Origin of the sequence: Bradyrhizobium sp. 190, assembly GCF_023073415.1 — a bacterium.
In the GTDB taxonomy this organism is placed as follows: Bacteria; Pseudomonadota; Alphaproteobacteria; order Rhizobiales; family Xanthobacteraceae; genus Bradyrhizobium.
In genome coordinates this window covers 165706-175990 of the sequence record NZ_JADPJL010000077.1, presented here as the reverse complement: position 1 = coordinate 175990, position 10285 = coordinate 165706, and the positions used below count along the sequence as shown (strand labels likewise).

The window sequence follows — 10285 nt, the reverse complement described above, 5'->3', positions numbered from 1 at the left end:
GTGGAGAACAAGGGCAACGTTCGCGTCGAGGAATGCGGCGCCAATCTGTGCGGTTATTCCGTCAACACCGGCGAAGCGATCCTGATCAACATGAAGCCGAAGACGGAAAGGCAATGGACCGGCGGCGTCTACAGCCAGGACTCTGGCGAGACGTATTACGGCACGATGTCGATGAAGGGGATCAACACGCTTCGCATCGAAGCCTGCGCGCTCGGCCGCTTCTACTGCTCCGGCAACAACTGGAGCCGAATCACGCGCCGCGCCGACGGCCTGGTGACGTCGCGGCAGATGTCCGCTGACCCAAGATCCTAACCGGTCACGAAAACGCCCGGTGACACGGCCACCGGGCGCTCAGGTCCATCGCTGGACGGAAGTTTAGAACACGCCGAGTACAATCGCCCCGACGAAAGCGAGTGCAACATACGCGGTTACAACGCTAAGTCTGGTGACGAGAGGACTTGCGAAATCCATTGGGAGTACTCCCTGGGTTCACGTCGTGCCCGCACATAACACTTAAGGCTAGCAAACCGTTCCCGGCCCAAAAAGTCAGCGTTGCTGTCCATCCATGGGCTCTAAACAGGCGGCAGCCCCCGAAAACATGGTAAAAAATTCGTAAAATCAACATGTTGAAGAGTCTTTAAATAAATTCGTTGAACGTGCGGGGGATGACGCACGGAGTTCGTTTGTATCTCGTCGGCTCCTTCGTCCTCGTCTCGCTAGCGGGTTGTGGCCGCGGATTTTTTCAGTCCGCCGAACGCGAACCGTGGCGTGCCGAGGCCGAAGTCGCTTGCCTGAAGTCCGGCGCGGTCAAGGAGAGCCCGGAACTGGTCCGGATCGATCCGATTTCCGGTCCCGGCGTGTGCGGCGCGGAATATCCGCTGAAGGTGGCGGCGCTCGGCGAAAACATCACCAGCTTCGGCTTTGCCGATGAAAGCCTGCGGCCGCCCGGCAATATCGGCAATCAGCCGCGCTGGCCAATCACGCGCGCGCCGGCGGCGGCTCCGCCCCAGGGAAATTATCAGGGAAATAATCAGGGAAGCTATCAAGGAAACCATTCAGGAAACTATCCGCGAACCTATCCTGATCCGGCGCCGCGCCAGCCGACCTATGCCGCGCCGTCGAACGGCCCGATCTCGCTGTCCGCGCCTGGTGTCGCCACGCAAGAGGATGACATCGACCTGCCGCCCCAAGGCATGCCGGCATCGCGCGACGGCGGCTATCCGCCGCGCGACCGTTACACGGCGCCTTCTCCTGCGCCGTATCCGCAGCCATCCTATTCGCCTCCGCCGGCAACGCCGGCTGCGCCGCGGCTCGGGCCCGCGCAGGGCAATTCCGTCGGGGCCTTCGGGCAGGTCTCGATGAAGCCCGCGGCGACGCTGGCGTGCCCGATCGTCTCGGCGCTCGACCGCTGGCTCACCGATTCCGTGCAGCCGGCGGCGATGCGCTGGTTCGGCGTGCGTGTCGTCGAGATCAAGCAGATCTCCGCCTATTCCTGCCGCGGCATGAACGGCAATCGGCACGCGCATATTTCCGAGCACGCCTTCGGCAACGCGCTCGACATCGCAGCCTTCACGCTCGCCGACGGCCGCCGCATCACGGTGAAGGGTGGCTGGCGCGGCATGCCGGAAGAGCAGGGCTTTCTGCGCGACGTGCAGGGGGCCGCCTGTCAGCAGTTCAACACCGTGCTGGCACCGGGCTCCAACTCCCACCACGAGGATCACATCCACGTCGACCTGATGCGCCGCGCCTCGCGCCGCACGATCTGTCAACCCGCCGCGGTGCCGGGTGACCAGGTTGCCGCGCGCGCCGGGCAGCGCAATCCCTATGCGTCACGCGATCCTTATTCGACGGGATCGGTCGGAGCCAAAAAGTCGGTGTCACGCTGGTTCAGGGGCAACAGCAAGGTCAACGAGGAAGACGAGTTCGAGGATCACTAGAACGATCTCGGCTTCGTTGGGCGGATCGGCCAAAGGCGTAATCCGCCGGCCACAATCATATCGACATCAGCCTTTCGTCTATCCGTCACGTGTGGAAATTCCTGCCGCTGTCGGCAAGATTTTCCGGCGCGCGGCCCTTTTCGAGAGAGAGGACACCAGCCTTATCAATCATTTCCGCGTTGGCATGGTGATTGCTTCACCCTGAAATTGCCGAGGAAGGGTGTATCCATGATTACGAGTATGGCCAATGCCGGAAGCTATTTGCGTCCCACCCAAGCGTATCCGTCGAAGACGACATTGACGCCGGCAGATGCGTTGCCGGCGGCTGGCGCAGATGCAGGCGCGACAGCAGCAAATGCGAAGCCGGGAATTCCAGTTTCGGCCGTCAAGGCACTCGACATCTCGGGACTGAAGATCATCTCGATCAGGGACATCCCCGAGCTTCGCGACCGGATGGCGTCGAATTGGTTAAGGATGCAAGCCGCTAACTCAGCCGCCGTCACTGACGTTCCCGACAATGCGCCGCAAAATATCTATGCGACCGTCAAGGTCAACGGCAAGGTCGTTGCGACCCTTTATAACGCTGGTTCTTCGGCGATGACGAACGATGCGGCGGGAAAGGTCGGAGACTGGCAAGACCCTCCCGGCCTGATCGGCGGCCCCGATCTGGCGCAATGGCGTGCGGAGCATTTCGCGAAAGCCGTCGGCGGCACGGTCGAGAAGGCATCCACGGCGATCACGCAGTCCGAATGGAAGCCACGTGAGACGACCTCGACAGACTATACCCGCGCGCAGTTGGACGCTGCCTTCGAAGCCATGATGGCGGAACGACAGACGGCCATCATGCAGCGGTATGCGGGCTATTCAACTCCGCACGAATCCTCCGGCGGCTATACAGACATCAATGCCTGAGGCTCCTCAATCCGCCGCAAGTGAATGCACGCCCAAGTTATCCAGCCAGCCGCTCCAGCAGATCCTGCACGACGCCCTTCAGCAGATCGAGTTTGTACCCCGTCATCGGCAACGGTTTTGCACCTGATGTCGCTTGTTTGGCGGCAACGGCAATCGTTGCGACATTGGCGCGCTTCCCCTGCAGTGCGGCTTCCACGGCCGCAAGGCGAAGCGGCACCGGTGCGATGCCGCCGGCGGTGAGGCGCGTGAACTGGAAGGCATCGTCCTTGATCACGACACGCGCGCAGACTTCGACCAGCGGCCACTCGGCATGGGTGCGGCTGATCGCGCGCTTGTAGAGCGCGCGCTCGCCTTCCAGCGGTGAAGCAAGTGTGACGCTCTTGATCATCTCGCCCGGCTGCAGCGCGTTATCGGCGGTGCCGTTGGAGCCGTCGCCGAGGAGATCGCCGATCGTCAGCGAACTCCTGCGGTCGGTGGTTATCTTCGCTTCATAGGCAAGCAGCGCGGCGGCCATGGTCGAGGGATGCGGCGCCACGCAGGGGCCGAGGTCGAACGCTGAGTGATAGAGATGATTGCCCGATCGTGCCGGACAATCCGATCCGCCTTTCTTCAGGCAGGCGATATGCGGATTACGGTAGTACCAGCAGCGCGAACGTTGCGCGAGATTGCCGCCGAGGGTGGCGAGGTGGCGGATCTGCGGCGTCGCCAAACCTTGTGCCGACGCCGCAATGCCGGGATACGCCTCGGCGACGCGCGCATCTGCGGCGATGACCGCAATGGTGGTGAAGGCGCCGATGCGCAAACTGCCGTCATCGCCCCAATGCATCCCGATCGTGTCGGGTGCGGCTGATATATCGACCAGCGGTCCCGTCGAGACGCCGCTCCGTCGCCTCTCGCTGAGGTCGGTGCCGGCGGCGCGGAATTCGCCTGCTGTGGCGGTCATGGCTGATGGTGTCATGCGGCGGCCCTCCCTTTGAGCGCGGCGACGAGACGGTCCGGACGGATCGGCAGTTCGGTCAGCCGAACGCCGGTGGCGTTGCAAATGGCGTTGGCGACCGCGGGCGAGGTCGGCACGGTTGCGACTTCGCCGATGCCGACGCTGCCGCCGAGCACGTGGTCGAAGCCGCCCTCGTCGAAATGCACGTCGATCATTGGCGTGTCCGCGATACCGGGAATGCGATAGTCCTCCATGCCGCCGCTGAGCACATCGCCGGTGCGGGCATCGACTTCGCGCGCTTCGTAGAGCGCGTAGCCGATGCCCTGAATGACGGCGCCGGCCGCCTGGCTGTGCGCCAGCGCGGGCGCTGCGATTTTGCCGACCGCAATGCCGGTATGAACGTTGAGGACGCGCACATGGCCGAGCCAGGTGTCGACTTCGACTTCGATGACCTGCACCGAACTCGGCACGCCGGCGCCGATCGCAAGGTTGGAGAAGCGTCGCATCATCCAGCCGAAGATCCAGCCCAGGAAGCCGACTTGCTTGAGCGGCGATTCGATTCCCGGCGCCGTCTGCCTGGAGTCTTCCGGCCGCACGCTGGAAGCGGAGAGGTCGGGCGAGGCCGCGAGCATTTCGCGCCATGGCGCGTTGGAGCCGGGGACCGGTTGCCGTTTTGCATTTTGCTGGATCGCGGCTTTCAACTGCTCGATCGCCAGCAGCATCGGCGGGATCATCGAAGCCGTGACCCGGCTGCCGCCCGAGCCGGGTCCTTCCGGCAGTTTCGAATCGCCGATCCTGACCTCGATCTCATGCGGCTCCAGGCCGAATTCGCGCGCGACCGTATTGGCGATTACGGTGCGGGTCCCGGTGCCGATATCCTGCGTCGCGGTGCTCGCGATCAGGCGTCCGCCCTTCACAGCGACTTCGACCTTCGAGCCGGGCTGCCACAGATAGAGCCAGTAGCCGGTGGCGACGCCGACGCCGCGGCGATAACGGCCGCTCTGCGCGGCGATTGGTTTGCGGTTGCGCCAGACCTCCAGGTTTGTCGCCCAATCGTAAAGCCGTTGTCGGTTGGGATCGGGATCCCAGCGCTTGCGCAGCGCGATCGGATCGACGTTCATGCGCAGCGCCGCTTCGTCGATCGCCTGTTCCAGCGCAAAGGCCATCGGCGGCCCGCCGGGCCCGCGGAAGGGAGCACCGGCCGGCAAATTGCTGATGACGTCGAAATCGGCCAGTTCCTTGCCTTCCGCGGGATAGATCAGGCGGGCAAGCGCCGCGATGGTCGAATTGGTCGCGGCTCCCGTGTCGGCATAAGCGGTTAGCGACAGTGCTTTCAATTCGCCTTGCTCGGACGGCAGCAACGCAATTTTCATTTCCGTCGCCGGCCGATAGCCGGTCACCGAAAGCTCCTCGTGCCGGTCGTAGGCTATTCTGACCGGCGCCTTCGCTTCGCGCGCCAGTTCGATCGCGGTGGTCGTTTCCACGCCAAGCGCGGCCTTCGAACCAAAACCGCCGCCGACATGATCGGCGATCACGCGCACCTTGTCGTGGCCGAGCTTGTAGCGCTTGGCGATCAGCTCCATCAGATGAAACACCGACTGCGTCGAAACATGCACGGTCAGCCGGTCGCCGTCGAAACGCGCCACCGCGGCATGCGGCTCGAGGCACGCATGCTGTTGCGTGCCGGTGCGGAAGGTGCCCTCGACCAGCAGCGGATTATTCGCTGCGCGCGCGCCGTCGACCCAGCTCCGCACTTTTTTCGGCTTCTTGGAGAACGCCGCCGACGGGCCGCGGACATTGCCTTTCCAGGCGGCCGGCGCACCGCCGCCTTCGGAGACGTTGCCGGCCTTTTTTCGCGCGGATTTTTCGAACACCACCGGCGCATCGGCCCTGCGCGCCTCGTCGAGCCCGATCGCCGACGGCAGGCGCTCGCTGCCGAGTTTGATGGCGGCGATCGCGGCGCGCGCAGTCTTGCGGTCCTTCGCCGCAATGGCGGCGATCGGTTCGCCGACATAGCGAACGATGCGGTCGTCGCCGAGCAGCGAGATTGCCGCGCTCACGCCCGGCATCGCGCGCGCCGGCGCCAGATCGAGTTCGCTGATGCGCGCATGCGCGAACGGCGAGCGCAGGATCACGCCTTCGAGCTGGCCGTCATGATGGATGTCGACGGTATACTTCGCCGATCCCGTCACCTTGTCGCGGGCTTCCATGCGCGGCGGCAGGATATCGTTGCCGTCGAAGCGGCCGGCGCAGGCATCCGCCACCGCACGGAAGATGCCGTCGTAGGCGCCGCAGCGGCAGAGATGGCCCGACAGCGCCGCGCCGATTTCCTCGCGCGATGGCACGGATGCCCCCTTTGCTGCGCGCCAGGAATCGTGAAACGCCGCGGCCTCGACGATGAAGCCTGGCGTGCAGAAGCCGCATTGCAGGGCGTCGTGCGCCATGAAGGCCTTCTGCACCGGGTGCAGCGCCTTGGCGCCGATGCCTTCGACCGTCGTGATGCTCTTGGCTGCGGCTGATCGAGCCGGCATCAGGCAGCTCACGGCGGGCTCGCCATTGACCAGCACCGTGCAGGCGCCGCAGACGCCGGCCTCGCACACGAGCTTGGTGCCGGTGAGATCGAGCGCGTCGCGCACGACGTCGACCAGCAGCGCATCGGGATCGTCGGGGAGGGGAGCGAGCTTGCCGTTGATCGTCATCGTGCTCATCTGCGATCTCCAGGTTTGCGGGCGGTGGATCGAGGGACTGCTTTCTTCGCGGGCTTCAGCGTGGCTGCGCGTGGCTTCGATGCCGGGCGCACAGCGCCCGCAATCAGCGTGCGCAGCATGATTTCCAAATCCTTCAGGAAAGCATCGGCCGGCTGCATCGCGGGGTAGGCGGACTTGGTGCCGTTGACCGCCATCTCGACACAACGCGCAAGGTCGCGCGGCGTCATGCCGGCGCTCAGCGTCAGGCCCTGCTTGCGGCAGACGCGCGCGATCGTCGCGGCAAGCTGCTCCGCATACAACGTGGTGTATTTCTGGTAGAGGTCGCGCGCCTGCAGCAGATGTTCGGAGAACAGTTCCTCGACATGGGGCGAGCCGTCGAGCGAAGCGGCCAACTGCCCGAGCTTGGCGCTGACCGACGCGACCAGAATATCGGCAAGGCTGCAGCCTTGCTTCTCGGCGGCGCCGGCTGCCGCGATCTCGGCGGCGAGCGCGTCCTCGTGCAGCCGCTCGATGACGGCGCGAAACAGCGCTTCCTTGGACTTGAAATGATGGTAGAGCGCCTGCCGCGTCAGGCCAGCGGCCTCCGCCGCCTGCTCGATCGACGAGCGCCGGAAACCGTGCCGGCGGAACACCAGCATCGCGGCATCGAGAATACGTGTACGCGGGCCCATTTGACGATTTTGACAAAATTAGAAGAAGTGTCAAATAACGAGATCGCGAACAGGGATCCGTGCGGTAACGGCAGGTCTGATGTCACTGATAGGACGAGACTTTATGTGTCCGGCAGTCGTACGGGCCGCTCTCGTTGCGGCCGGCCCCCTTGATGTTGGCGTTGAAGTACTGGCCCATCGAAGGTGCGTTCAGGAACGCATCGAGCGTGTCCTTCGGCACATCGCAATATTGGTGGTAGGCTGCGTAGCGCTGGACGAGCATACGCCGGTCGTCGGCGTCGTAGCAGACCCGGCTGATGACGCTGCTCCGGGTGGTGTCCAGACAGTTGAAAGGCTTGAGATCGACCGCTCCCCGATCTTTCACGTCAACGATCTCGGCTTCTTCCCAAGGCGCGGTGAAGAGCAGGGCGAGGATGAAAGCAAGACGGATCATGGCGTTTTGCACCTGTGAAAATAGCTCACGCGCATGCTGCCGGCGACGACCCCGCCGAACGATCCGTCGTCGTTGGTGATGCGCCGGCTGAGACCGATCAGATATTGGCCGTCGGAGGCGACCCCCATCGCGTGGCGGCCTGAACCATCCGATCCGGCGCTTCGCTCGCAGTGATGTGGAGGCTGTCGCGTGTGGATACAAGCGCACGCCGGCGTGACGGTCGTCAGCGGTTGCAGGGCTCGCTGTGTTCTCGCATAACGTCATTTGATTAGACCAATACTAATTCAAAAAATTTTTCCGGCGGCTGCGAGTCATCTGTTTGGACAAATACTAATTCTAAACGCGTGTTTGATGCGCCGCTGTATCCTTCGCGCACTTCATTGCAGTGGTCGCGCTTGTTACTGGTCCCGCGCGAAGCGATGAGGACTGGAAATGAATGCATGCTTGAAGACCGCGGGATGGCTCGGCGCCGCGCTGCCGATGTTTGCCGCGATGATCGATGTGACGCCGGCGGAAGCGCAATCGTCCTCACGGGAATTACCGGCAGTCGTCGTCGACCAGCCCTCACGTCCGCCGGCCGCGCGGTCGCGCCCCGCGCCCAGACGGCAAGCCGCGTCGGCGGCGAGCCGTCGCGCAGCTCAGCGCGCACAGACAACGCCCGATGCCGCGGCGGCCGCAGGCGCGGGCGCCGAGACCGCGACCGGCCCGGTGCGCGGTTATCTCGCGGGCCAGAGCGGCACCGGCACCAAGACCGACACGCCGCTGCGTGAAACCCCGCAATCGATCACGGTGGTCACCGCCGACCGTATCACCGACCAGGGCGCGCTCACCGTGCAGGAATCATTGCGCTATGTGCCCGGCGTCTTCGCCGACGCTTATGGTCCCGATTCGCGCGGCGATTATCCGCGCATTCGTGGCCAGGATCCCAACATCTATCTCGACGGCACGCGCGTGGTGAACACGTGGCAGTTCAACGAATGGCGGCCCGATCCTTTCACGCTGGAACGCATCGAGGTGCTGCGCGGTCCGGCATCGGTGCTGTATGGCGACACATCGACGGCAGGTCTCTTGAACCTGGTCTCGAAGCGTCCGCAGGCGGAGGCATTCAACGAGATCGGCGTGCAGTATGGCAGCTTCAACCGCAAGCAGGTGCAACTCGACTCGACCGGCAAGCTGACCAAGGATGGCGAGTGGCTGTATCGGTTCATCGGCGTGTTCCGCGACAGCGGCACGCAAACCGACTACGTTCCGGACGACCGCCTCGTGCTGGCGCCGTCGCTAACCTGGCGGCCGACCAACAACACGAGCTGGACCGTGCTCGGTACCTATCAGAAGGACACGACCGGCTCCTCCACCGCGTTCCTGCCGCATGAGGGAACGCTGTTCCCCGGTCCCAACGGCTTGATTCCGGTGCGGCGATTCGCCAGCGATCCGAGTTTTGACAAATACCAGACCGAAACCGGCGCGGTCTCCAGCCTGTTCGAGCACAGCTTTGGCTATGGGCTGAAGATCCGTCACAACATGCGCTACACCCATGTCGAGGGCATCTACCGGTCAGTATATCCGGACAATTATACAACCCCGGCCGATCCGTTTCTCGATCCCGGGACGCATCGCACCATGGCGCGCTGGGTCTCGAGCCGGCAAACGACCAAGGACAGCTTCACCTCGGACTCCAACGCCGAATTGAAGTTCGCGACTGGCGCGATCACGCACAAGGCGCTGTTCGGTGTCGATTATCGCGGCCTCGGCGAGCGCGCCTCGGCAGGGTCCTACCTTGATACGAAGCCATTCGACCTCTATGCGCCGGTCTACAATCCGGTCGTCCCGCCAACGCTGTCACCTGAACCGGACCTGCGGCAAAGCCAGCTCGGGCTCTACGCACAGGACCAGATGCGGCTCGGGCCGTGGCTGGCGGTCCTCGGCATCCGCCAGGATTTCGTCAGCAATAATGTGCAGGGCTCGCCCGCGGAAGATACCAAAGCGACCACCGGCCGCGCCGCGCTGATGTACGAATTGCCGTTCGGGCTGACGCCCTACGTCACCTACGCGCAGTCGTTCACGCCGATCTTCGGCTCCGCCTGCATTGGCGGCATCTGCAAGGCCCAGCAGGGAGAAATGGTGGAGCTCGGCTTCAAGTACAATCCGATGCCCGGCACGGCAATCAACGGCGCGATCTTCGACACCATCGAGAAGAACCGGCTGGCGAGCGACCCCGGCGGCACCCAGTTCTCGGTCCAGACCGGCAAGGTGCGGATTCGCGGCGCCGAGCTCGAGGTGATCTCCCGCGTGACGCCGGACCTCGATCTGATCGGCGCTTATTCCTACCTCAATGCCACAGTGGAAAGCGGCGACAACGCCGGCAAGCGCGTCGAAACCGTACCCGAACATCAAGCCTCGCTATGGGCGAAGTACCGTCTCACCGCGGTCGGCCTGCAGGGTGTCACGATCGGCGGCGGCGTGCGCTATATCGGCGTCTCCTGGGACGGCGCCGACAAACTCCAGACGCCTGACTACACCCTGTTCGACGCGATGATCCGCTACGAGACCGGGCCGTGGCGGTTTCAGGTCAATGCCAGCAACATTGCCGACAAGCGCCATCTCACCACCTGCCTCGCGCGTGGCGACTGCTTCTACGGCATCGGCCGCACCGTGCTCGGCAGCGCGACGTACAGGTTCTAGGGCAT

8 protein-coding genes are annotated in these 10285 nt (G+C 63.9%); 4 read left to right on the top strand and 4 right to left on the bottom strand.

All coding sequences use genetic code 11. The features are described 5' to 3' along the window. The 3 genes from IVB22_RS38600 to IVB22_RS38590 form a co-directional block, all read left to right on the top strand. A partial coding sequence (locus IVB22_RS38600) for a DUF2147 domain-containing protein (protein WP_247522369.1) occupies nt 1-312 on the top strand: 312 nt, incomplete at its 5' end. 353 nt (nt 313-665) lie between these two features. Further along, complete coding sequence (locus IVB22_RS38595) at nt 666-1937, top strand: extensin family protein (protein ID WP_247522368.1); 1272 nt, start codon at nt 666-668, stop codon at nt 1935-1937. A gap of 228 nt (nt 1938-2165) precedes the next feature. Beyond that, nucleotides 2166-2849 carry a hypothetical protein gene (locus IVB22_RS38590; RefSeq protein ID WP_247522367.1) on the top strand — a complete coding sequence of 228 codons (684 nt, stop codon included), beginning with the start codon at nt 2166-2168 and terminating at the stop codon, nt 2847-2849. Between the two features lie 37 nt (nt 2850-2886). Here IVB22_RS38590 and IVB22_RS38585 read toward each other — a convergent pair whose 3' ends face one another. The 4 genes from IVB22_RS38585 to IVB22_RS38570 all read right to left on the bottom strand — a co-directional run bounded on the left by IVB22_RS38585 (nt 2887) and on the right by IVB22_RS38570 (nt 7598). Next, nucleotides 2887-3807 (bottom strand): xanthine dehydrogenase family protein subunit M, encoded by a 921-nt coding sequence (locus IVB22_RS38585; RefSeq protein WP_247522366.1) that lies wholly within the window; start codon nt 3805-3807, stop codon nt 2887-2889. Next, nucleotides 3804-6494, bottom strand: coding sequence for a molybdopterin-dependent oxidoreductase (locus IVB22_RS38580; protein WP_247522365.1), 2691 nt, complete (start codon nt 6492-6494; stop codon nt 3804-3806). Before IVB22_RS38580 ends, IVB22_RS38585 begins: the two co-directional genes overlap by 4 nt. Next, on the bottom strand, nt 6491-7165 hold the full coding sequence (locus IVB22_RS38575; protein ID WP_247522364.1) for a TetR/AcrR family transcriptional regulator: 675 nt from the start codon (nt 7163-7165) through the stop codon (nt 6491-6493). The genes IVB22_RS38580 and IVB22_RS38575 overlap by 4 nt, the downstream gene beginning before the upstream one ends. Nucleotides 7166-7247: 82 nt before the next feature. Then, complete coding sequence (locus IVB22_RS38570; protein WP_247522363.1) at nt 7248-7598, bottom strand: KTSC domain-containing protein; 351 nt, start codon at nt 7596-7598, stop codon at nt 7248-7250. A 432-nt stretch (nt 7599-8030) separates the two neighbouring features. On the opposite strand from IVB22_RS38570, the gene IVB22_RS38565 reads away from it, so the two are divergent. Beyond that, nucleotides 8031-10280 (top strand): TonB-dependent siderophore receptor, encoded by a 2250-nt coding sequence (locus IVB22_RS38565; protein WP_247522362.1) that lies wholly within the window; start codon nt 8031-8033, stop codon nt 10278-10280. Nucleotides 10281-10285: the final 5 nt, after the last annotated feature.

Bases quoted from the DNA above. Each gene is read 5' to 3' on its own strand.
- IVB22_RS38570 (WP_247522363.1), bottom strand. From the start codon at position 7,598: ATGATCCGTCTTGCTTTCATCCTCGCCCTGCTCTTCACCGCGCCTTGG.
- IVB22_RS38575 (WP_247522364.1), bottom strand. From the start codon at position 7,165: ATGGGCCCGCGTACACGTATTCTCGATGCCGCGATGCTGGTGTTCCGC.
- IVB22_RS38595 (WP_247522368.1), top strand. From the start codon at position 666: ATGACGCACGGAGTTCGTTTGTATCTCGTCGGCTCCTTCGTCCTCGTC.
- IVB22_RS38590 (WP_247522367.1), top strand. From the start codon at position 2,166: ATGATTACGAGTATGGCCAATGCCGGAAGCTATTTGCGTCCCACCCAA.
- IVB22_RS38580 (WP_247522365.1), bottom strand. From the start codon at position 6,494: ATGAGCACGATGACGATCAACGGCAAGCTCGCTCCCCTCCCCGACGAT.
- IVB22_RS38565 (WP_247522362.1), top strand. From the start codon at position 8,031: ATGAATGCATGCTTGAAGACCGCGGGATGGCTCGGCGCCGCGCTGCCG.
- IVB22_RS38585 (WP_247522366.1), bottom strand. From the start codon at position 3,807: ATGACACCATCAGCCATGACCGCCACAGCAGGCGAATTCCGCGCCGCC.